The following is a 21,769-nucleotide window of genomic DNA, read 5'->3' as shown; positions in this document are numbered from 1 at the left end:
TACCGCTGCCGTTCCAAGGGGAATCCAAGGGGAAATCGCCTTCACGCGCCCCTCATCCACAAGGCACGCACGGAAATCCACACCCAACGGCCCCGATCCGGCCGGCACGAAGATGTTTCACCGATCCGGCCCACGCGAAACCTGTTCTTAACAATCTTGCCGCTGAAGTGCTTGCATGTTCGCTCCGGCCCTCACTCTCGCACTGCTGCTCGCCGCCGGGCTCGTCACGGCGCTCGGGATCGGCATCCGCGCCGAGCCGGCGACCTCCGGCACGGAACCGGGCCGCGGCCTGGTCTGAGCCGCCGGGATTGCCCTGGCGGGCCAGCCGGCCCATCTGCCCGGCGGCATGACCGACCCGCTCATCCCCACGACCCTGGCCACCACCCTGGAAAGCACGGCTCACGTCGTCCAGGTCGCGCTGAGCCCGGTCTTCCTTCTGTCCGGCATCGCGACGTTGCTGAACGTCTTCGGCGCGCGGCTCGCCCGCGTGGCGGATCAGGCGGATCATATCTCCGGGCAGCTCGCCGAGGCAGCGGATGCGGAGCGCATTCGTCTGGGCCGGCGGCTCGACCGGCTGCATCGGCGCTCGCTCGCCCTCGACGCCGCCGTGTTCCTGGCCGCCCTCGGCGGCGTCGCGACCTGCAGCTCGGTGCTGACGCTGTTCGTTGGAGCGCTCCGCGACGCGACGGTGGCGACACTGCTGTTCGGGCTATTCGGCGCGGCGATCCTGTGCACGCTGTGCGCCCTCGTCGCCTTCGGCTTCGAAATGCTGCTGGCCAGCCGCGCGGTCCGGGACCGGGTCAACGAGCGGCGGGCCCAGGCCGGCATGGCGGCGGATCCCTGAGCAGGCCGGGCGCGTGGAACCGGTCTCCCGCGTCCCGCTTGGTTCGCAGGACCCACGGAATGCGGATCGTCCCGCATTCCCCGACAGGGAGTGATCATGCCGACAGACCTGCCCACCGAACGCGCCGTGAGAAAGCCCGGAACCCTCGAACTCGACCCCGCCGGCGAGGGCCTCGCGATCGACGAGAGCCCCCGGCTGATCGGCTCGCATAAGGTCGAGGGGGCCAACGTCTACGACCGGACCGGCCGCCATCTCGGCGCGATCCACACCATCATGGTGGACAAGGTTTCCGGACAGGTCGCCTACGTGGTGCTGGCCTTCGGCGGGTTCCTGGGCCTCGGCGAGACCCATCACCCCCTGCCCTGGAACGCGCTCAGCTACAGCACCGATCTCGGCGGCTACGTGGTCGACATCGAGCCGGGCGTCCTCGCGGGCGCACCGTCACAGGGGGTTGGCTAAGACGGCGGGACGACCGGGGCCGTCCGCCGCGGGCGGATCCGGTCGCTCAGAACTTCCCGCCGAGACCGACGCTGCCGCCCGGCGCCATCGTCGGGCCCACGGAGCCGCTGCCGGTGCCGGACCCGACCGCGCCGTTGCCGCCATCGAGATCCTCGCGCCGGATGCGCCGGTCGCCCGCATCCGCGGAGCGCGTCGCGCTGCCGGCGGTCTTGGGGATCGCGATCTGCCGCGTCGGCGCGGTCTGGAGCGGCTGCCCGTCGGCATCCACCGCGGCGTTGCGGGCCTGCCGGTTCGGCAACGCGTCGCGCATGGAGGGCGGAAGCCCGACATCGGAGGCCGGCATCACGCCCCCTCCGCCTCCGAGCGCCTGGCAGCCGGCCATGAGGGCGGCGAGCGCCGCGCCGAGCGCGAGGCCGCGCAGGGCGGAGCACCGCGACGGGGAGAGGGTCGGCATCGTGTGGTCCTCAAAAAAAGGGCCGCGGTGATGTCCGCGGCTCGCGTGACTTATCGGCGGTTGTCTACTCTCAGGATGCGGCGAAAACCAGACGCCCGCGCCATAGGCCGCGGCGCGAACCTTGCGGCGCGGCCACCGGGGTCCATAACTTCGCCCAGGTCCTGCGGCACGACGACCGTCCGCAGGCGTAGACCTGTCGGCGGCCGGCCCGGACCCGGCCGACATGGCTGTGGTCGCGCCGGCGTGCCGGCTCGGCCTGGCCCTTCCTCAGAGGACGTAGCGTGTTCAGAACCAACCGGATGATCGCGGTCGTGACGTTCGCCCTCTGGGCGTCGGGAGCCGCGGCGCAGGTCCAGGCGAGCGGAAGCGACGGCGCGTCCGGCCAAGCCGCGCCGCAGCCCCCCGCGGCGAATCCGGCTCCTCCGGCGGCCCCGGGCGCGACCGCCCCGGCGCCGCCGCCGGCCGTGACGGCCGCGCCGCCGACGGCGCAACCGCAGCAGGGCACGCCCGCCACGGTGCTCGACACCCAGGACTACGAAAGCCTGCTCGGGCGCAGCGTGCGCAGCGCCCAGGGCGACGAGCTGGGACGGGTCATCGACATCATCATCGACAAGGACGGGCACCCGCGGGCCGCGATCATCGATTTCGGCGGCTTTCTGGGGGTCGGCACCCGCAAGATCGCCGTCGACTGGCGCGCCCTGCGCTTCTCGTCGGACGGCGGCAAGGAGCGCAAGCTGTCGGTGGCGCTGACCCGCAACCAGGTCCGCGTGTCGCCCGAGTACAAGTCGGGCGAGCCGATCGTGGTGCTGGGCCCCGCGAGCCCCGCGGCTCCGTCGGCCGAGGGCGATCAGGCGGCTGCGCCCGCCGCTGCCCCCGCCCCGACATCCACCCCTGCGGCCAGCCCCGCGCCTTCGGCTGCATCTCCGGCTCCCCCCGCCGGTACGGGCCAGACCCCGCCCACCGCCGCACCCGACAAGGCGCCGGATAAATGACGGTGGCCCGATTGAAGGTCCGCACCGCCGTTACCCCCCGCGAGCGCGACGTGCCCCGGCAGGATGTCCGCGCGCGGGCCGTGCGCCTGAAGGATCAGGGGATGGAGATGCCGCGCGAGCCGGCCCCGGCAGCCAGCGCCTCCGTCGGCGAACGCCGGATCTCGTCGGCGAGCCGCTACGGCCTCGACGCCTTCGCGTTCTTCGTCGCCAACCTGCAGACTGGCTTCGGGCCGTTCCTGGCCGTCTACTTCTCGCAGGCCAAGTGGACCCAGTCCGACATCGGTTTCGCGCTCACGGTCGGCAGCCTCGTCGCCCTGTTGGGTCAGGTGCCGGGCGGGGCCTTCGTCGACGTGGTCCGCTCGAAGCGTTTCGCCGCCTCGGTGGCGGTGATCGGCATCGCGGGCAGTGCCTTCGCGCTGGCGATCTGGCCGAGCTTTCTGGTCGTCCTGCTGGCGATGGCGGCGCATTCGGCGGCGAGCTGCGTGCTGACGCCGGCCATCGCGGCGATCAGCATCGGCCTCGTCGGGCGCGCGCAAGCCGGCGAGCGCCTCGGCCGAAACGCCAGCTTCGCGGCGCTGGGCAATGCGCTCGGCGCCGCCGGGATGGGCGCCATCGGCTACTACCTGTCGAACGGCGCGGTGTTCTACCTGACGGCAGCGCTCGGCATTCCGACGGTGATCGCGCTCACGCGCATCCGCGCCCGGGACATCGATCCCGGCGTGTTCAAGGAGCCGTCGCGCCTGCAGGCGCCGCAGACGGCCGGGCAGGACGGGATCCGCAGCCTCCTGACCAACCGCGGGCTCCTGTGCTTCTCGGCCTGCATGGTGCTGTTCTTCCTCGCCAACGCGGCGATGCTGCCGCTGGTCGGCAGCGTCCTGACCCTGCGGGCGAGCGAGACCGCGACCGCGCTGGTGGCGGCCTGCATCATGGTCCCGCAGGCGGTCTTGGCGGTGAGCGCCCCCGCGGTCGGGCGCGCGGCCGAGCGGTTCGGCCGCTACCCGGTCCTGCTGTTCGGATTCGGCGCGCTGCCGGTGCGCGGCCTGATGCTCGCCTACACCACCAACCCCTACGGCCTCGTCGCCATCCAGGTGCTCGACGGGATCTCGGCCTCCGTGCTGGGCGTGATGGTGCCGCTCATCGTCTCCGATCTCACCCGCGGGTCCGAACGCTTCAACCTCGCGCTCGGCGCGGTCGGCACCGCGATGGGTATCGGCGCCGCCCTCTCGACCTCGCTGGCCGGGGTGATGGCCGACCGCCTCGGCAGCCACAGCGCCTTCCTGGGGCTCGCCTGCGTGGGCTTCGCAGCCTTCATGCTGGTGGCGCTGATCATGCCCGAGACCCGCCAATCCGACACCCAGGCCGCCGAGCGCACGGCCTGAGAAACTCCGGCATCGGATTCGCTTGCGTGTTTCCACACCGCTCAAGCGGTGTTCAGATTTGACGGATAAAAGCGCACGGGAGGTGCGGACTGGTGCAACATATGGCAACGCTCTCGCGTTGCCGCTGCGGGTTAGACTGCGCCCGCGCTGCACTCCGCCTTGCCCGTTAGCCAGAGCCGCGCGAATACGGAATGGTCACCGCGATGGAAGAGCTGCACCGATACGCCGAGAGGCCGTTCGCCTTCGTCGGACGGTATCTCCGCCGCCGCTGGCTGCCGCACTTGGTCATCCTGATCTCCGTGCTCGGCGCGGTCGGCTTCTCGGTGTCCACCGATTACGCCCTCAAGGGCGTGGTCGACGCGCTGACCAAGGGCCCCGGCCAGGGCAACACCGCGGTCTGGAGCGCGCTCACGGTCCTGATCGCCTTCATCGCCGCCGACAACATGCTCTGGCGCGTCGCCGCGCTGACCGGCGCCTTCACCTTCGTGGGCGTGACCGGCGACATCCGGCGCGACCTGTTCCGGCACATGACCGGCCATTCGCCGACCTTCTTCTCGGACCGCCAGCCCGGCACTCTGGCGTCCCGCATCACGGCGACCTCGAACGCGATCTTCACGGTCGAGAACATGTTCGTGTTCAACGTGATGCCGCCGACGGTCGCGGCCTTCGGGTCGATCGCCTACATCGCCACCGTGAGCACCACGATGGCGGCGATCCTGGCCGGCGTCTTCGCCGCCGTCGTCCTGCTGATGTTCAAGATGGCCGCGGCCGGCAAGCCGCTGCACCATGACTTCGCCGCCAAGGCCGCCTCCGTCGATGGCGAGATGGTCGATCTCGTCGGCAACATGTCGCTCGTGCGCGCCTTCTCGGCGTTCAAGCGCGAGGGCCAGCGCTTCGAGGGCACCATCGGCACCGAGATGCGGGCTCGCCGCTCGTCGCTGCTCTATCTCGAAAAGCTGCGCATCGTGCACGCGGTGCTGACCGTGCTCGCGGTCTTCGGCCTGCTCTACTGGGCGATCCAGATGTGGGAGGCCAAGGAAGCGACCAACGGCCAGGTCGTGCTGGTCTGCACGCTGGGCATCCGCATCCTCGCCGCCACCCGCGACTTGGCGGTCGCGCTGGTCGATGCCACGCAGCACACCGCCCGCCTGTCGGAGGCGTTGCACACGCTGCTTCAGCCGCACGACCTCGTGGATCACCCGGAGGCGCAACCGCTCAGCGGCCAGGGCGCGAAGATCGAGTTCGACCACGTTGCGTTCAATTACCCGGATGGGCGCCCCGTCTTCACGGATTTCGATCTGACGATCGAGCCCGGCCAGCGGGTCGGTCTCGTGGGCCGGTCGGGTGGCGGCAAGTCGACCCTGTTCTCGCTGCTCCAGCGCTTCTACGACGTGCAGAACGGCGCGATCCGGATCAACGGCCAGGATGTCCAGCGGGTGACGCAGGAATCCCTGCGCGAGGCGATCACGGTGGTGCCGCAGGACGTCTCGATGTTCCACCGCAGCTTGCGCGAGAACATCCGCTACGGCCGGCCGGACGCCACCGACGAGGATGTCTGGCAGGCGGCCGAGGCGGCCCATTGCACCGACTTCATCAAGTCCCTGCCGGAGGGGTTCGACACGATCGTGGGTGACCGGGGCGTCAAGCTCTCGGGTGGCCAGCGCCAGCGCATCGCCATCGCGCGGGCGATCCTCAAGAACTCGCCGATCCTGCTCCTCGACGAGGCAACGTCGGCGCTGGACGCCGAGTCGGAGCAGGCGATCCGGCACGCGCTCGCGAACCTGATGAAGGGCCGGACCGTGATCGCCATCGCCCACCGTCTCTCGACGCTGCAGGATTTCGACCGCATCGTGGTGCTGGATGGCGGCCGCATCGCCCAGGACGGGTCGCCCGACAAGCTGACCCATCTCGACGGCTTCTTCCGCGAGCTGATGAAGAAGGAATCGATGGCGATGGCGCTCGCCGCCGCGTGAGTGTCACGGAGCGGATTGACCGGATCGATGACCGACGCACCGTCCCTCCCCCCTTTGCGGGGAGGGAGACACGCCTGGGCGCGCGTCGTGACCCTTCGTGCATGAGCGTGCTACCTCTCACGACGCGGTTCGCAGTCTCCTGCTTCGCTGGTAGAGCGTTGCGGACCGGACCTTGCATCGACATCGTAGACCGGCCCGCGGCCGAAACGTCCCGCCCCCGAGCCTGACCTTGCCCGACCTCGCCCTCGTCATCCGGGAGATCTCCGAGGAGATGGCCCAGCGCTCCGACCGGGGCGCGGTCGCCGACTACATCCCCGAACTGGCCCATGTCGATCCGAACCAGTTCGGCATCGTGGTGATCGACGCGGAGGGGCAGGTCTTCGCCGGGGGCGACAGCGAGACGCCGTTCTCGATCCAAAGCGTCTCGAAGGTCTTCACCCTGACCCTGGCGCTCGGCATGGTCGGCGACCGGCTGTGGAAGCGGGTCGGCCGCGAGCCGTCCGGCAACCCGTTCAACTCCATCGTGCAGCTGGAGCGGGAACGGGGTGTGCCGCGCAACCCGTTCATCAATGCCGGCGCCATCGCGGTGACCGACGTGATCCTGTCCGGCCACGCGCCCCGCGAGGCTTTGGGCGAGATCCTGCGCTTCATGCAGTTCCTGGCCCAGGATTCCAGCATCACCATCGACGAGGCGGTGGCGGCCTCGGAGAAGCGCACGGGCTTCCGCAACACGGCGCTCGCCAACTACATGAAATCCTTCGGCGTCATCGACAATCCGGTGGACTACACGCTCGGCGTCTACTTCCACCACTGCGCCATCGCGATGACCTGCCGGCAGCTCGCCACGGCCGGGCGGTTCCTGGCCCATAACGGCCGCACCCCCTCGACCGGCTACTCGGTGGTCTCGGCCGAGCGGGCGCGCCGCATCAACGCGATCATGCTGACCTGCGGCCATTACGACGGCTCGGGCGAGTTCGCCTACCGGGTCGGCCTGCCGGGCAAGAGCGGCGTCGGCGGCGGTATCCTGGCGGTGGCGCCGGGCAAGGCCTCGATCGCGGTCTGGGCGCCGGGCCTCGACGCCGCCGGCAATTCGCATCTCGGAAGGGTCGCGCTCGAACGCCTGACGCAGCGCATGGGCTGGTCGGTGTTCGGGGCGTGACGGCTTGCTTGCGCGGCGCCGGGTTCCGCGGCACTGCGCCGGAGCACCGATCCGGCGCCTGAGGGACAACGCGGCACCATGGCGACGATCGCGGCGGACCGGAGCCCGGCCGACCCCCTCGACCCCGGCGCCATCCTGGCCCGCCTGGACCGCCTGCCTGCCACGCGCGCGATGTGGCGTCTGGTCGTGCTGCTGGGGCTGGGCTTCTTCTTCGAACTCTACGACCTTCTGTTCACCGGTTACGTCGCCCCGGGCCTCGTGAAAGCCGGAATCCTGACCCCGACGACGCCCGGCCTGTTCGGGGCGAGCGGCGTCGCGGGCTTCGTGGCGGCCCTGTTCACCGGCCTGTTCATCGGCACCCTGCTGTGCGGCTGGCTCGCCGACCGGTTCGGGCGCCGGGCGATCTTCACGTGGTCGCTGCTGGCCTACACGGCGGCGAACGTCGTGATGGCCTGCCAGACCGACGCCTTCGGCCTCAATCTCTGGCGGCTGATCGCCGGCATCGGCCTCGGGCTGGAGATGGTGACGATCGGCAGCTACCTGTCGGAGCTGGTGCCGAAGGCGATCCGCGGCCGGGCCTTCGCCCTGTGCCAGGGCATCGGCTTCACCGCCGTGCCGGTGGTCGCGTTCCTGTCCTACCTGCTGATCCCGACCGCGCCGCTGGGCATCGACGGCTGGCGCTGGGTCGTGCTGATCGGGGCCTCGGCGGCCCTGGTGGTCTGGTGGCTGCGCGCGGGCCTGCCGGAAAGCCCGCGCTGGCTCGTGGAGCGCGGGCGGCTCGCGGAGGCCGACGCGATCCTGCGGCGGCTCGAAGCGCAGGCGGCGGCCGAGACCGGGCGCCCGCTGCCGCCCCCCGCCGCGCCGGAACCGATCCAGCCACGCGGCGCCTTCCGCGACCTCTGGGTGCCGCCCTACCGCCGCCGGGCGCTGATGATGGCCGGCTTCAACGTGTTCCAGACGGTGGGCTTCTACGGCTTCGCCAACTGGGTGCCGACGCTGCTGGTTGCGCAGGGCATCACGGTGACGTCGAGCCTCGCCTACACGGCGCTGATCGCGCTCGCCGCCCCGGTCGGGCCGCTGATCGGGCTTCTCATCGCCGACCGGTTCGAACGCAAGCACGTCATCGTGGCCGCAGCCCTCGTCTACATCGCCTGCGGGCTCACCTTCGCGCGGACGACGGATGTCACCGCCATCGTGGCGCTCGGGATCGGCCTGACGCTCGCCTCCAACGTCATGTCGTACAGCTTCCACGCCTATCAGGCCGAGCTGTTCCCGACCGGCATCCGCGCCCGGGCGGTGGGCTTCGTGTATTCGTGGAGCCGGTTCTCGGCGATTTTTACCGGCTTCGTCATCGCCTTCGTGCTGCGCGAGACCGGAACGCCGGGGGTGTTCCTGTTCATCTCGGCGGCGATGCTGGTCGCGGGCCTGCTGGTCGGCCTTCTCGGCCCCCGGACGCGGGACGTGGCGCTGGAGAAGATCGCGGGCTGACGGCCGTGATCCATGCCTCATGGAATCATGGTAGGCTGATCACATGGTCGCGCTACCGAAACAACGGATGACCGTCGACACTTTCCTGGCCTGGGCCGAAGGCCAGCCGGGACGCTTCGAGCTGGTCGATGGCGAGGTCTTCGCGATGGCGCCGGAACGGGCCGGACATGCTTTGGTGAAGTACGCGACTCAAACGGCATTGAAACGGGCGATCGTGGCGGCCGGGGCCGGCTGCCACATGATGCCCGACCGCATGACGGTCCGCATCGATGCAAAGACAACCTTCGAGCCCGATGCACTCGTGTATTGTGGGCCACGGATGGATGTTGAGGCCATCGAGGTGCCCGATCCGGTGATCGTCGTCGAGGTGCAATCACCGGGTACGCGCTCCGTCGATGCAGGCTTCAAACTGGCGCGCTATTTCAGTCTCGCGAGCGTGCGCCACTACCTGATGATCGATCCGGTCAAGCGCTTGGTCATCCACCATCGACGCTGCGCCGAAGAGCTGATCGAGACCCGCATCGCGACCGAGGGCACCCTTGACCTGACCCCGCCCGGCCTGACCCTTCCCGTCGCCGAGCTGTTCGCCGATCTCCCGCCCCCAGCAGATCCCGCGGCTTGATCCGATCCGGGGCGGATGCCACAGCGGCACAAACCCCTATCAGGACGCCCGATGACAGCCTCCCTCGATCTCCTCGTACTCGGCAACGCGATCGTCGACGTGATCGCCCGCGCGGATGAGTCCTTCCTTACCGCGCAGGGCGTCACCAAGGGCGCCATGCAGCTCATCGACGAGCCCCGCGCCGAGTCGCTGTTCCAGGCCATGGGCCAGACCACGATCGTCTCGGGCGGCTCGGGGGCGAACACCGCCGTGGGTGCGGCGCTGCTGGGCGCCAAGACCGGCTTCGTCGGCAAGGTCCGGGACGACGAGCTGGGCGGCCTGTTCGGTCACGACCTCAAGGCCACCGGCGTCGGCTTCACGGTTCCGCCGGCGACCGAAGGGGCGGCGACCGCGCGCTGCCTGATCCTGGTGACGCCGGACGGCGAGCGCACCATGAGCACCTATCTCGGCGCCTGCCAGGGGCTCTCGCCCGAGGATGTCGACGACGCGCTGGTTAAGTCCGCCCGGGTCGTCTACCTCGAAGGCTACCTGTGGGATCCGCCGGCCGCCAAGGATGCGTTCCGCAAGGCCGCCCAGATCGCCCATCAGGCCGGCAACGCCGTGGCGCTGACCCTGTCGGATGCCTTCTGCGTCGGCCGCTACCGGGACGAGTTCCTGGGCCTGATCCGCGATGGCAGCATCGACATCCTGTTCGCCAACATGGGCGAGCTCCAGAGCCTCTACCAGACCGACGATGCCGAGGCCGCCGTGGCGGCACTCCGCGACGAGCGCAACGCCCGCGGCCGTCACCTGCTCGGCCTCGTCACGCGCTCGGCCGAGGGCGCCCTGGTGATCCAGGGTGGCGAAGTCCGCGCCGTCGAGGCGAGCCCGGTCCACGCGGTGGTGGACACGACCGGAGCGGGCGACCTGTTCGCTGCCGGCTTCCTCGCCGGGCATGCGCGCGGCCTCGACAACGTCGCCAGCGCCCGGCTCGGCACGCTGGCGGCCGCCGAGGTGATCCAGCACATCGGCGCCCGTCCGCAGACGGATCTCGTCGGCCTCGCCAAGGCGCGCGGGCTGCTCTGAGCCCGCTCAGGCCGCCCGCACGCTCGCCAGGAAGCGTGTCACCTCGCGGCCGAGATGCTCGGAATGCTGCGTCAGCTCCGAGGCGGCGGTGAGGACCTGATCCGCCGCCGTCCCGGTCTCGTTCGCGGCCTGCGCGACACCCGTGATGGTGCCGGTCACCTCGCCGGTCCCTTGCGCCGCCTGGGAGACGTTGCGGACGATCTCCTGGGTGGCCGCCCCCTGCTGCTCCACGGCGGCCGCGATCAGGGTCGTGACGGCGCGGATCTCCTGGATGCGTCCGCCGATCCGGCCGATGGCGGCGACGGCATCGCCGGTCGATCCCTGGATCCGGGCGATATGCCCGCTGATCTCGTCGGTCGCCTTGGCGGTCTGGCCCGCCAGCTCCTTCACCTCCGCGGCCACGACGGCGAAGCCGCGCCCCGCCTCGCCGGCCCGGGCGGCCTCGATCGTGGCGTTGAGCGCCAGAAGGTTCGTCTGCTCGGCGATGGTGGTGATCATCGTCACCACGTGGCCGATCTGCGAGGCCGCACCGCTCAGATCGTGCACGAGATCGGCGGTGGCGTCTGCCTCCTCGACGGCCGCCTGGGTCAGCGCCGAGGAATTCGACACCTGACGGCCGATCTCCTGGACCGAGGAGCCGAGTTCCTCGGCCGCGGAGGCGGCGGTGTTGACGTTGGTGGCGGCCGTCTCGGCCGCGCTCGCCACGCGCCTGGACCGGTCGGCCGTTCCGGAGGCCGTCTTGGTCATGACCGAGGCCGTGCCCTGAAGGGCGGAGGCCGCCGCCGAGACCGTGCCGATGATGCCGCCGACGGCGTTCTCGAAGGCTTCGGCGATCTGATGCACGCCCGCCCGGCGCTGTGCCTCGGCGCTGGCGCGGGCCTGGGCGGTCTCCGCCTCAAGGCTCCGGGCCCGGATCAGGCCGTCCTTGAAGACCTGAACGGAGGCCGCCATGGTGCCGATCTCGTCGTCCCGCCCGGCCCCGGACACCGTCGCGGTGAGATCGTCCGCGGCGAGTCGGCCCATCACGCCCGCCAGGGACCGGATCGGCCACGCGACCAGATGCCAGACCACGAACAGACCGGCGCCGGTGACGAGAAGGCCGGCCAGCAGCAGACCGATCGAGACGGTCCATGCCGTCCCATAGGCCACGTCGGCCCGTTGCGCGGACAGCGTCGTGCCCTCGGCGTTGACGCGCGCGAGCTCCCCGAGCGCCCCGAAGGTCTCCACCAGCGGCGGGCGGGCCGGGGCTATGGCATCGCGGGCGGCATCGCGGTCCCCGCGCTTCAGCGCGGCCATGATGACGGCGCGGGCCGAGAGATAACCCTGCCACCGCGTCTCGAACGCGTCCCAGAGCGCCGCCTCGCGGGGGGAGCCGACCAGGGTCCGGTACCGCCGGAACGCGTCCGGGATCGTCGCGTCCATCTCGACGAATTCCTGGTCGAGATCCCGGTTCTCGCCCGCATCGGAAGCCACGACCTTGCGTATCGTCGTCGTGTGATAGCGAAGAACGCCGAATTGAAGCCCGTTCAGCTCGGCATCTTTCCGCATCCATGTGTCTCGGATTTCCGCGGCTGAAGACGCGACCGATGCGATCTGAGACAAGTTCTCGTAGGTCGTTGCAATCAGCAACAAAAACCCGAGCAGCGATGGCAAAGCCAATTTGAAAGTTACACCACGAAGCCAATTCATCGTTCTCTCTCCAGCGCATCGGCGCGAGAGTTCTGGCATGAGACGGTGACGGCGCGGATTAAATTGTACGTCTGCTTCAATGCGACCGGCGCAGAGCTGTCCCCCGATTTTGCCGAGGGTCCGGCCTCTGAGCCGCGTCGCTCGGCCGCTCAGGGCCGGAGCAGAACCTTGCCCACCGCCGCCCGGCGGGTCAGCAGGCCGAACGCCTCCGCGAACTCCGCCAGGGGGTAGGTCCCGTGCACCTGTGCGGTGAGCTTGCCCTCGGCGACCCAGTCGAGCAGCCGGCGCTGGTCGGCCCGGTGCGCCTCCGGCTCATGCTCGAGGAAGGCGCCCCAGTGGACGCCCTGCACGTCGAGTTCCTTCAGGAGCATCAGGTTCAGCGGCAGACGCGGAATGGCACCGGCGGCGAAGCCGATCACGAGGTAGCGCCCGCGCCAGGCGAGCGCCCGCAGGGCCGGCTCCGCGTAGGCATCGCCGACCGCATCGTAGACCACATCGACCCCGCCCCCGGAGATCCGGCGCAGCTCGTCCTTGAGGGTGGCGGGATCGTAGACCAGACCCGCCTCGGCCCCGTGGGCGCGGGCGACCGCGAGCTTCTCCTCCGAGGAGGCGCAGGCGATCACCCGGGCGCCCATCAGCCGGCCGAGTTCCACGGCGGCGAGGCCGACGCCCCCGGAGGCGCCGAGCACGGCCAGCCATTCGCCGGGCTGGAGCCGCGCCCGGTTGGCGAGCGCATGGAGCGACGTGCCGTACGTGATGGTGAGCCCGGCCGCCTGCTCGTCCGGCACCGCATCGGGCACCGGGGTGAGCCGACGCGCATCGATGGCGATCGTCTCGGCGCAGCAGCCGTGCCCGGCATGGACGATCACCCGGTCGCCCACGGCGACACCGGAAGCGCCCTCCCCCAGCGCCTCGACCACGCCGATCCCCTCGCCCCCCGGCGAGAACGGCAGCGGCGGCTTCACCTGGTAGCGCCCGGCCGTGATCAGCGTGTCGAAGAAGTTCAGCGCCGCCAGCCGGATCCGCACCAGGGCCTGTCCCGGCCCCGGGACCGGATCGGGCCGCTCGGCGATCTCAAGATGGTCCGGCCCGTCGAGCCGCGTGCACAGCAGCGCCTTCATGGCGTCTCGTCCTCCCTGGCGTATCCCGCCGATGAGGCCCGAACCGACGCTGCGGTCAAGCCGTCCCGATCATCTCCCGGATGCGGGAGCCCAGCACCTCGATCACGAACGGCTTGGCGATCACCTGCATGCCGGGGCTGAGCTGGCCATGGCCCAGCACCGTCGCGTCTGCGTAGCCGGTGATGAACAGCACCTTGAGCCCCGGGCGCGTCGCCCGTCCGGCCTCGGCCATCTGGCGCCCGTTCATCCCGCCGGGCAGCCCGACATCGGTGACCAGCAGGTCGATGCGCACATCCGATTGCAGCACCTTGAGCCCGGCGACCCCGTCCGCGGCCTCGATCGCCGTGTAGCCGAGATCCTCCAGAACCTCGGTCACCAGCATCCGGACGGTCGGCTCGTCATCGACCACCAGCACGGTCTCCCCCGGGGCGGCCCGGGGCGGGGCGCCGGGCGCGGCGCGCGGATCCTCCTCCGGCACCGCGCCGCCATGGCGGGGCAGATGGAGGCAGACCTTGGTGCCCCGGCCGACCTCGGACTGGATCCGGACCTGTCCGCCCGATTGCTGGGCGAATCCGTAGATCATCGACAGGCCGAGGCCGGTGCCCTGCCCCAGGGGCTTGGTGGTGAAGAACGGCTCGAACACCCGCTCGATGATCTCGGGCGCCATCCCGGTGCCGGTATCGGACACGCAGAGGGACAGGTAGGGCCCCGGCGGCATGTCGTGGTGCCGGGCGGCGTCCGCATCCAGCCACGCATTGGCGGTCTCGATGGTGATCCGGCCGCCCTCCGGCATCGCGTCCCGGGCGTTGATGCACAGGTTGAGCAGCGCGTTCTCCAGTTGCGGCGGATCGACCAAAGCCGGCCACAGCGCGGGGGCGCCGATCACCTCGACCGCGATGGCGGGGCCGACGGTGCGGCGGATCAGCTCCTCCAGGCCGGCGACCAGCCGGTTCACGTCGGTGGGCTTCGGATCGAGGGTCTGGCGGCGCGAGAAGGCGAGCAGCCGGTGCGTCAGGGCAGCGGCGCGCCGGGCCGCGCCCTGGGCGGCATTGATGTAGCGATCGACATCCATCATCCGGCCCTGGGCGAGCCGGGTCTGGATCAGCTCCAGCGAGCCGGAGATGCCGGCGAGCAGGTTGTTGAAATCGTGCGCGAGGCCGCCGGTGAGCTGGCCCACCGCCTCCATCTTCTGCGCCTGCCGCAGGGCCTCCTCGGCGGTTGCCAGGGCTTCGGTGCGCGCGCGCTCGGCGGTGAAGTCGCGGCCGACCGCGTTGATCATCCCCTCCCCCGGCCGGGCCGACCAGCTGATCCAGCGATAGCTGCCGTCCCGGTGGCGGTAGCGATTGTCGAAGCGCGCCAAGCGCTCGCCCGACGCGAGTTGCTGCCCCCCCGCGACGGTCCGGTCGAGATCGTCCGGATGGATGAGGATCATCAGGTTGAGGCCGACGAGTTCATCCGCCTGCCAGCCCAGCACCTCGGTCCAGGCCGGGTTCACCGCCAGCATGGTGCCGTCGAACGCGGTGCGCAGCATCATGTCGGTGGAGAGCGTCCACAGGGCGTTGCGGTCGGCGGTCCGGTCCGCGACCTGCTGGGCCAGGTTGGCGTTGAGCCGGCCGAGTTCCGTGAGCGCGGCCTCCAGCTGCGCGCGGCTCTCGGTGAGGGCGGTATCGGCCAGCACCCGCCCGGTGGTCTCACTGGTGAGGATGAACAGCCCGACCACGTCGCCCGCGGCATCGAGGACGCGGGAGTACGAAAAACTCCACCACGTCTCCCGGGCGCCGCGGTCGGTGTCGAGCTGCCAGGGCAGATCGACGAAGCGCTCCGGCCGGCCCGCCAGGGCGGCCTCGATGATCGGCTTGGCCTGATCCCAGGCATCGGCCCAGACAGCATCGAACCGCGCCCCCATGGCCCAGGGCAGGCGGGGCCCGAGCAGCGGAAAGTAGGTGTCGTTGAAGAAGAAGTGGAGATCGGGCCCCCAGGCCAGGATCATCGATTCCGGCGAGTTGAGCACGAGGGAGAGCGCCGCGCGGAACTCCGGCTGCCAGGAATCCGGCGGGCCGAGGGGGTGGCCGGACCAGTCGCGCGCGCGGATCATGCGCGCGGCTTCGCCGCCGCCGGCGAGGAAGGCGAGAGGGTCGGTCACTGGATCAGAACGATATACGTCATGAGCGTACGGCGTATGACTGCCTTTGGCGGCATCTCCAAGATGCCGCGCGCGGTTCAATGACGTCGTTACAAAGCACCGACTTTGCGAGCGGAGCGAGGCAGCCCAGGGCGGTGGGGCAGTCGTGAGCGTGGCGCCAAGTGAAGGGCTTCGCTCCGCTCGCAAGGACGGTTGGGCCCAACTTCGATCCGGCCAGCTTCCCTAGGCCTGAACCCAATGAGTTAAAGCGTGCGATGACTGCTCGCGACCCAATCCAGCCGCCTGGACCGCCGTTGGCGCTTCTCCAAAGCGGCCGTTCGTCAAACATCCGGCAACTTCTGCTCGGGGTGGTTTGCAGCCGCTTCGACCCGCTTAGGGATTGATCCTATGCTTGATCCGTCCAGGCGTGTCGGTGGCGGTATACCCACCCGCATGCCCATGCTGATCTGAACCTTCGCACGCCCCCTCGGCTTAATGGGCATGTCCCAGCCGCCAAACTCACCGTATGCCCTCGTCGCGGACGACGATTTTCTCGTCCGGATGGATGCAGAAATGATTTTGGAGGAGGCAGGCTTCCACGCCCTGTCGGCAGCAAACGGCGTCGAGGCGATCAAGCTGCTTGAGGATCACGCCGGTTCGATAGTTCTATTGTTCACCGACGTTGAAATGCCCGGCGGTCCCGATGGCTTCGAGGTGGCGCGGACGACCGCGCGTCGATGGCCTGACATCTCGATTGTAGTGGCATCAGGCGGGGTGAAGCCCGGTGCGGGTGATCTCCCGGAAGGTGCCGTTTTCCTCGACAAGCCCTTCAGTGCTCAGATGGTCCACGACCACATCGACAAAATTCTACCGGACGGTCAGAAGCCCGAGCCATTGAAAGCACGTAAGCGATAGAACCAACGGGTGTCCGCTAAGGATCGTGAGCGGGCGGGACGGCGACGTCCGCTCTGATGCCTCTGCCGCTCGGAAGCAGACCAGCAGATATCCACCCATCTCGGACATTGCACAGGCCAAGCTGAGCAACTTCAAACCCTAATGCGCCTCCTGCCAGTTCCCCGCCGCCTTGGCCTCCACCACCAGCGGCACCCGTAGGGTCAGCGCCGGCGCCGGCGCCTCCTCCATCACGCCGCGGATGATCGGGATCGCCGCCTCCACCTCGTCCTCGGAGACCTCGAACACCAGCTCGTCGTGCACCTGCAGCAGCATCTGCGCCGTGAGCCGCTTGGCCGCCAGCGCCGCCTCCATCCGGGTCATGGCCCGGCGAATGATGTCGGCGGCCGAGCCCTGGATCGGCGCGTTGATCGCCTGCCGCTCGACGCTGGCGCGCTCGGACGGGTTGTTGGAGCGGATCTGCGGATAGTGGCAGACCCGGCCGAACAGGGTGGTGACGTAGCCCTTGTCCCGGCAGCTCCGCTTGGTGCTGTCGATGTAGTCGCGAATGCCCGGGAACTGCTCGAAATACTGCTTGATGAACGCCGAGGCCTCCTCGCGGCCGATGCCGAGCCGGTCGGCCAGCCCGAAGGCCGAGATGCCGTAGATGATGCCGAAATTGATCGTCTTGGCCCGGCGCCGGAGATCGGGCGTCATCTCCGTGAGCGGCACGCCGAACATCGCCGAGGCCGTGGCCGCATGGATGTCGATCCCGTCCTCGAACGCTTTGCGCAACTCCGGGATGTCGGCCATGTGGGCGAGCAGCCGCAACTCGATCTGCGAGTAATCCGCAGAGATCAGCTTGTTGCCGGGCGCGGCCACGAAGGCGCGCCGGATGCGCCGGCCCTCCTCGGTGCGGATCGGGATGTTCTGCAGGTTCGGCTCGGACGAGGACAGCCGCCCGGTCGTGGTGGCGGCCAGCGAGAACGAGGTGTGGACCCGCGCGGTCTCCCGGTCGGCATGGGTCTGGAGCGAATCCGTGTAGGTGGATTTCAGCTTCGCGAGCTGGCGCCACTCCAGGATCTTTTTCGGGAGTTCATGGCCCGCCTGGGCCAGCTCCTCCAGCAGCGTCGCGGGCGTCGCCCACTGGCCGGAGGGTGTCTTTTTGGCCCCCGGCAGGCCCATTTTGCCGAATAGAATGTCGCCGATCTGCTTCGGGGATCCGACCGAGAACTTTTCGCCGGCATCCTCCTGGATCTCCTCCTCCAGGCGGACGAGGATCTGCGAGAAATCGCCCGAGAGCCGGCTCAGCATCTCGCGGTCGACCCGGATGCCGCGCTGCTCCATCCGGGCGATCACCGGCAGCAGGGGCCGCTCCAGGGTCTCGTAGACCGTGACCCGGTGCTCGGCCACGAGGCGCGGCTTCATCATCCGCCACAGGCGCAGGGTGACGTCCGCGTCCTCGGCCGCGTAGGCGGTGGCCTTGTCGATGGCGACGCGGTCGAAACTGACCTTGTTGCGGCCGGCGCCGGCGACATCGGAGAACGTGATCGGCTGGTGGCCGAGGTGGCGGCGGGCCAATTCGTCCATGCCGTGGCCGCCCTTGCCGGCATCGAGCACGTAGGAGATCAGCATCGTGTCGTCGAACGGCGCGATCTCGATGCCGTAGCGGGCCAGCACGACCCAATCGTATTTCAGGTTCTGGCCGACCTTCAGGACGCCCGCATCCTCCAGGAGCGGCTTCAGCCGACTGATCGCCTCCTTCAGCGGGATCTGCCCGGGCACCGGCTCGGCCACGTCGGAGGCGGCGGCACCCTCGCCGAACAGGTCGGTGGAATCGGCCTGGACCTTGGCGGCCTGGATGTGGGCCAGAGGGATGTAGCAGGCCCGGCCGTTGGCCACCGCCAGCGACACGCCGACCAGCCCGGCCTTGTGGGCATCGAGCGCGTCGGTCTCGGTGTCGACCGCGATCACCCCGGCCTCCCGGGCCTCCGCGATCCAGGCGTCGAGCTGCTCCAGGGAGGCGACCGTCTCGTAGGCGGCGGTATCGAACGGCGCCACGGATTCCGCGGCGCGGGCCGCCACCACGTTGCCCGGTGTCGCCTCGACGGGGGCCCGGGGCTTGGCGGGTGCGTCAGGTAAGTCGAGATCAGCGAACGGATCGATCTCGGCGCGCTCGGGCGGGGCGGCGCCCGGCGCGCGCTCGGCGCCGGCCGCCGCGGTCTCGGGATCCGGCGGCACGGAATCGCCGAAGAACGGCACCGCATCGCTGCCGCCGGCCGCATTGCCGTATCCGTGCGGCCGGGCTCCGGGCAGGAGCCGCGGATCGGGCTTCACCGCCTCCGGGTCGACATGCAGCATCTGGGCGATGCGGCGGGTCAGCGTGTTGAACTCCATCGCCTTCAGGAAGCCGACGAGTTTTTGGGGATCGGGCTTGGGCACGCCCAGATCGTCCAGCGCGACCGGAACCGGCACATCCTCCATCAGCGCCACGAGTTTTCGCGACAGCTTGGCCTGATCGATGCTGGCCAGCAGGGTCTCCCGGCGCTTGGGCTGCTTGATCTCGCCGGCCCGCTCCAGCAGCGTTTCGAGGCTGCCGAACTCCTTGATCAGCGCCGCCGCGGTCTTGAGGCCGATGCCGGGCACACCCGGCACGTTGTCGGACGTGTCGCCGATCAACGCCAGGGCGTCGCCGATCTGGTTCGGCTGCAAGCCCTCCCACTTGGCGATGATCGCCTCGACGTCGAGGTTGCGCTCTGGCCGGTAACCCGCCTTGCCCTTGGCGCCGGATTCAAAATCGTAGAACCGCACCTGCGGCCCCACGAGCTGCATCAGGTCCTTGTCGGAGGAGACGATGATGACGCCCGCGCCCCGCGCCTCGGCTTGGCGGGTGTAGGTGGCGATCAGGTCGTCGGCCTCGTAGCGCTCCAGCTCCACCGCGTGCAGGCCGAAGGCGCGCACGGCATCGCGCATCAGCGGCATCTGGCGCTTGAGGTCGTCGGGCGCGTCGGGGCGGTGGCCCTTGTAATCCGGGAACATCTCCTTGCGGAACGAGCCCTCGGACTTGTCGAAGACGATGCCGAGATGGGTCGGCATCGTGCCGGCCGCGCCCTCCTGCAGGAACTGCGCGATCTTGGTGCAGAACAGCCGCACGGCGCCGGTGGGCATCCCGTCCGAGGGGCGGGAATTGTACTTCTGATCCTGGTTGATCGACTGGAAATAGGCCCGGAAGATGAACGACGAGCCATCGACCAGGATCACCTGATCGCCGGGGCCGACGGGTTTGGTCTCGGGGCTCGCGTCGGGCTTCGCGTCGGTCATGGGCTCAGGCGGCTCGGGGCGATCAGGATTCGGGCACGCGGTCCAGCTCGGCGCGGCAGGCCGCGACGAGGTCGGTCAAGCGCTCGTGAACGGTCCGCCAGACGTTGTCCAGCATGACCCGGTGATAGCCGTGACGGTAGACGTTGCCCGCGTCTGCGATGTCGCGCCACGGCACGTTCGGGTGACGGTCCCGCATCTCGCCGGTGAGGCGTCGGCTGGCCTCGGAGATGATCTCCCGGCAGCGAACCACGGCGTAATTCGTGCGCCGATCCGCGACGAACGCTTCGTAGCTCAGGCCCGCGACAAAACTTTCCGCGGCCTGGGCATTGGTGATGATATCCTCACAGGCGTCGCGTGCCCGCTCAGAAGGCTGGAACGGCATCGTTCTCGGCCCTTTCCCGGACGCGCTCCTTCAGGCTTCGGCGATCCGCCACATCCACCGGAACCGGGAACAGCTCGCCGATGAACCGGCACAGGCCCACATAACTGAAGACGTCACGCACGCGCTCCGGCTCGATCTCGATCATCACGTCGAGGTCGCTATCGGCCCGCGCCTCGCCCCGGGCAACGGAGCCGAACAGAGCGGCGTGGACCACCCCCCGGCGGCGCAGCTCCGCCTCGTGGGTGCGCAGGATGTCGAGGGCGGCGTGCTTGTCCATGGCGGCGGGACCGGCGGGAATCGGTATTGGCCAGCATACCAGAAGCGCGGGCGATCAGGCGGCCAGCTCCCGCCCAAGCGCCTCGACCCGGCGCAGATCGTCCACGAAGGCCGCGTAGGCCTCCTCCTTCGCCTCGTCGGGCAGGCGCAGCAGGTACGACGGGTGGACCGTGATGAAGCCCTGGAAGCGGTTGTCGAACCGCTCGAACCGGAACGGGCCGCGTGCCCGGGTGATCGGGACCGCCTTGCCGGTCAGTGCCAGCACCGCCGTGGCGCCGAGTGCCACCACCAGCTTCGGGCCGACGAAATCCAGTTCCCGGTCGAGCCACCAACGATAGTGGCTAACCTCACCAGCCGTCGGCTTCTGGTGAATGCGGCGCTTGCCGCGCTCCTCGAACTTGAAGTGCTTGACCGCATTCGTGAGATAGCTCGCCCCGCGGTCGATCCCGGCCTCCGCCATGGCGCGGGACAGCAGCTGCCCCGCCGGCCCGATGAACGGGCGGCCCTGCCGGTCTTCCTGGTCGCCTGGCTGCTCGCCCACGAAGGCGATCGTCGCGCCGACCGCGCCCTCGCCGAGCACAGCCTGGGTCGCACCCGGAACCAGGGGCTCGGTCCGCCGAATGATGACGTTCAGCTCGTCCAGGGTCTTGGGATCCTGATCGGCCATGGCGGCGACGGCCCGGGTCGGTTCGCGGCGTGTGGGCAAGGTCGGCTCCCTCTCGATCATGGCTTCGGTACGCCCGGCCGCCGCCCGAACCAAAGCGGGGATCGCGGCGGTCTCGGGCATGTTGTGCCAGTACTTCTTGGGCATCTCGGCCCGCATCGCCTTCAGGTTGGTCCGGGCCGGGTTGAAGGTGCTCTCGTAATAGGTCTGCCAGCCGGCCTCGAACCCGTCGCCGTCGGGGAGCGTGGCCCGGTCGCCGGGCGGGCCGTAGGTCAGCGTGTCGGTATCCCAGTGGGCCGAGCCCTCGGGCGTCAGGATCGACCAGCGCATGCCCCGGAACCGCGCCACGAAGAACGGCGCGGCTGCTTCCAAAATGTGGTGATCGGGCTCGAACCACGCCACGAAACGCTCGCCCACCGCGTCCTCGGTGCGGCGGAAGCGCAGGAAGGCGTGCATCTTGTGCAGGTCGCGCCCGATCGCCTTCGCCATGCGGTGCAGGCGATAGACCAACGGATCGCTGCCGACTTCCATCAGATGCCGCTCACCGTGGCAGACCCGCCAGATCAGCGCGTAGAGCAGGCCGTAACGCTCGGGATCGCGGTGGGGGATCACCTGCGGGATCAGGCCGGCGACAGGTTTGGGTAGGGCGAGCGGGGCAGCGGAAGCGGCGTCGGCCTCGGCCCCGAACAGGCCGGGTGAATCCGTCACCGACCACGACACCGCTTCGGGCGGGACGCCCGCGGCAACGAGGCTTCGAACGGCGGTGCGGAAGCCGACGAGATCTGCACCTGGGCGTAACGTAATGGCACGCGGCCGGTGCGCATCCCCTCCCCCCTCTGCGGGGGAGGGTGGGCCGGCCGTCAGGTCG

18 protein-coding genes and 1 pseudogene are annotated in these 21,769 nt (G+C 69.7%); 11 read left to right on the top strand and 8 right to left on the bottom strand.

The window, feature by feature from the left end; genetic code table 11:
* Nucleotides 1–175: 175 nt before the first annotated feature.
* The 3 genes and pseudogenes from MKK84_RS35555 to MKK84_RS23700 all read left to right on the top strand — a co-directional run.
* A complete protein-coding gene (locus tag MKK84_RS35555) occupies nt 176–298 on the top strand; it encodes a hypothetical protein (protein WP_267356084.1) in 123 nt (40 codons plus the stop codon).
* A 48-nt stretch (nt 299–346) separates the two neighbouring features.
* Nucleotides 347–844: a DUF2721 domain-containing protein gene (locus MKK84_RS23705; protein ID WP_243924305.1), complete on the top strand. Its 498-nt coding sequence runs from the start codon at nt 347–349 to the stop codon at nt 842–844.
* 96 nt (nt 845–940) lie between these two features.
* A pseudogene (locus MKK84_RS23700) lies at nt 941–1,300 on the top strand (PRC-barrel domain-containing protein); the annotation flags it as partial.
* A gap of 49 nt (nt 1,301–1,349) precedes the next feature.
* Here the strand turns inward: MKK84_RS23700 and MKK84_RS23695 are convergent.
* A complete protein-coding gene (locus MKK84_RS23695) occupies nt 1,350–1,757 on the bottom strand; it encodes a hypothetical protein (RefSeq protein ID WP_243924303.1) in 408 nt (135 codons plus the stop codon).
* Between the two features lie 299 nt (nt 1,758–2,056).
* On the opposite strand from MKK84_RS23695, the gene MKK84_RS23690 reads away from it, so the two are divergent.
* The 7 genes from MKK84_RS23690 to MKK84_RS23660 all read left to right on the top strand — a co-directional run bounded on the left by MKK84_RS23690 (nt 2,057) and on the right by MKK84_RS23660 (nt 10,435).
* Nucleotides 2,057–2,749, top strand: coding sequence for a PRC-barrel domain-containing protein (locus tag MKK84_RS23690; protein WP_243924337.1), 693 nt, complete (start codon nt 2,057–2,059; stop codon nt 2,747–2,749).
* Nucleotides 2,746–4,128 carry an MFS transporter gene (locus MKK84_RS23685; RefSeq protein WP_243924301.1) on the top strand — a complete coding sequence of 461 codons (1,383 nt, stop codon included), beginning with the start codon at nt 2,746–2,748 and terminating at the stop codon, nt 4,126–4,128. Before MKK84_RS23690 ends, MKK84_RS23685 begins: the two co-directional genes overlap by 4 nt.
* A gap of 203 nt (nt 4,129–4,331) precedes the next feature.
* Entirely contained in the window at nt 4,332–6,101 is a 1,770-nt protein-coding gene (locus MKK84_RS23680) for an ABC transporter ATP-binding protein (protein WP_243924300.1), read from the top strand.
* A gap of 229 nt (nt 6,102–6,330) precedes the next feature.
* Nucleotides 6,331–7,260, top strand: coding sequence for a glutaminase (locus MKK84_RS23675; protein WP_243924298.1), 930 nt, complete (start codon nt 6,331–6,333; stop codon nt 7,258–7,260).
* A 78-nt stretch (nt 7,261–7,338) separates the two neighbouring features.
* Nucleotides 7,339–8,748: an MFS transporter gene (locus MKK84_RS23670; RefSeq protein WP_243924291.1), complete on the top strand. Its 1,410-nt coding sequence runs from the start codon at nt 7,339–7,341 to the stop codon at nt 8,746–8,748.
* 43 nt (nt 8,749–8,791) lie between these two features.
* Nucleotides 8,792–9,370 carry a Uma2 family endonuclease gene (locus MKK84_RS23665; protein ID WP_243924289.1) on the top strand — a complete coding sequence of 193 codons (579 nt, stop codon included), beginning with the start codon at nt 8,792–8,794 and terminating at the stop codon, nt 9,368–9,370.
* Between the two features lie 51 nt (nt 9,371–9,421).
* Nucleotides 9,422–10,435 (top strand): adenosine kinase, encoded by a 1,014-nt coding sequence (locus tag MKK84_RS23660; protein WP_243924281.1) that lies wholly within the window; start codon nt 9,422–9,424, stop codon nt 10,433–10,435.
* A 6-nt stretch (nt 10,436–10,441) separates the two neighbouring features.
* On the opposite strand, the gene MKK84_RS23655 is transcribed toward MKK84_RS23660, so the two are convergent.
* The 3 genes from MKK84_RS23655 to MKK84_RS23645 all read right to left on the bottom strand — a co-directional run bounded on the left by MKK84_RS23655 (nt 10,442) and on the right by MKK84_RS23645 (nt 15,388).
* Nucleotides 10,442–12,124 carry a methyl-accepting chemotaxis protein gene (locus MKK84_RS23655; RefSeq protein ID WP_243924280.1) on the bottom strand — a complete coding sequence of 561 codons (1,683 nt, stop codon included), beginning with the start codon at nt 12,122–12,124 and terminating at the stop codon, nt 10,442–10,444.
* A gap of 149 nt (nt 12,125–12,273) precedes the next feature.
* Nucleotides 12,274–13,245: an NADPH:quinone oxidoreductase family protein gene (locus MKK84_RS23650; RefSeq protein WP_243924279.1), complete on the bottom strand. Its 972-nt coding sequence runs from the start codon at nt 13,243–13,245 to the stop codon at nt 12,274–12,276.
* 55 nt (nt 13,246–13,300) lie between these two features.
* A complete protein-coding gene (locus MKK84_RS23645) occupies nt 13,301–15,388 on the bottom strand; it encodes a PAS domain-containing sensor histidine kinase (protein WP_243924278.1) in 2,088 nt (695 codons plus the stop codon).
* A gap of 480 nt (nt 15,389–15,868) precedes the next feature.
* Here MKK84_RS23645 and MKK84_RS23640 point away from each other — a divergent pair, with 480 nt between their 5' ends.
* Nucleotides 15,869–16,282, top strand: a complete 414-nt coding sequence (locus MKK84_RS23640) for a response regulator (RefSeq protein WP_243924271.1) — start codon at nt 15,869–15,871, stop codon at nt 16,280–16,282.
* Between the two features lie 138 nt (nt 16,283–16,420).
* On the opposite strand, the gene polA is transcribed toward MKK84_RS23640, so the two are convergent.
* The 4 genes from polA to MKK84_RS23620 are packed head-to-tail and all read right to left on the bottom strand — an operon-like array spanning nt 16,421 to nt 21,765.
* On the bottom strand, nt 16,421–19,579 hold the full coding sequence (gene polA / locus MKK84_RS23635) for a DNA polymerase I (RefSeq protein ID WP_243924269.1): 3,159 nt from the start codon (nt 19,577–19,579) through the stop codon (nt 16,421–16,423).
* A 22-nt stretch (nt 19,580–19,601) separates the two neighbouring features.
* Nucleotides 19,602–19,961, bottom strand: coding sequence for a DUF86 domain-containing protein (locus MKK84_RS23630; protein WP_243924263.1), 360 nt, complete (start codon nt 19,959–19,961; stop codon nt 19,602–19,604).
* Entirely contained in the window at nt 19,942–20,238 is a 297-nt protein-coding gene (locus MKK84_RS23625; RefSeq protein WP_243924261.1) for a nucleotidyltransferase family protein, read from the bottom strand. The genes MKK84_RS23630 and MKK84_RS23625 overlap by 20 nt, the downstream gene beginning before the upstream one ends.
* Nucleotides 20,239–20,292: 54 nt before the next feature.
* Nucleotides 20,293–21,765: a UdgX family uracil-DNA binding protein gene (locus MKK84_RS23620; protein WP_243924335.1), complete on the bottom strand. Its 1,473-nt coding sequence runs from the start codon at nt 21,763–21,765 to the stop codon at nt 20,293–20,295.
* Between the last annotated feature and the right edge of the window lie 4 nt (nt 21,766–21,769).

The organism is Methylobacterium sp. E-065, assembly GCF_022829605.1.
GTDB lineage: Bacteria > Pseudomonadota > Alphaproteobacteria > Rhizobiales > Beijerinckiaceae > Methylobacterium.
This window is presented reverse-complemented; position numbering and strand designations above follow the sequence as displayed.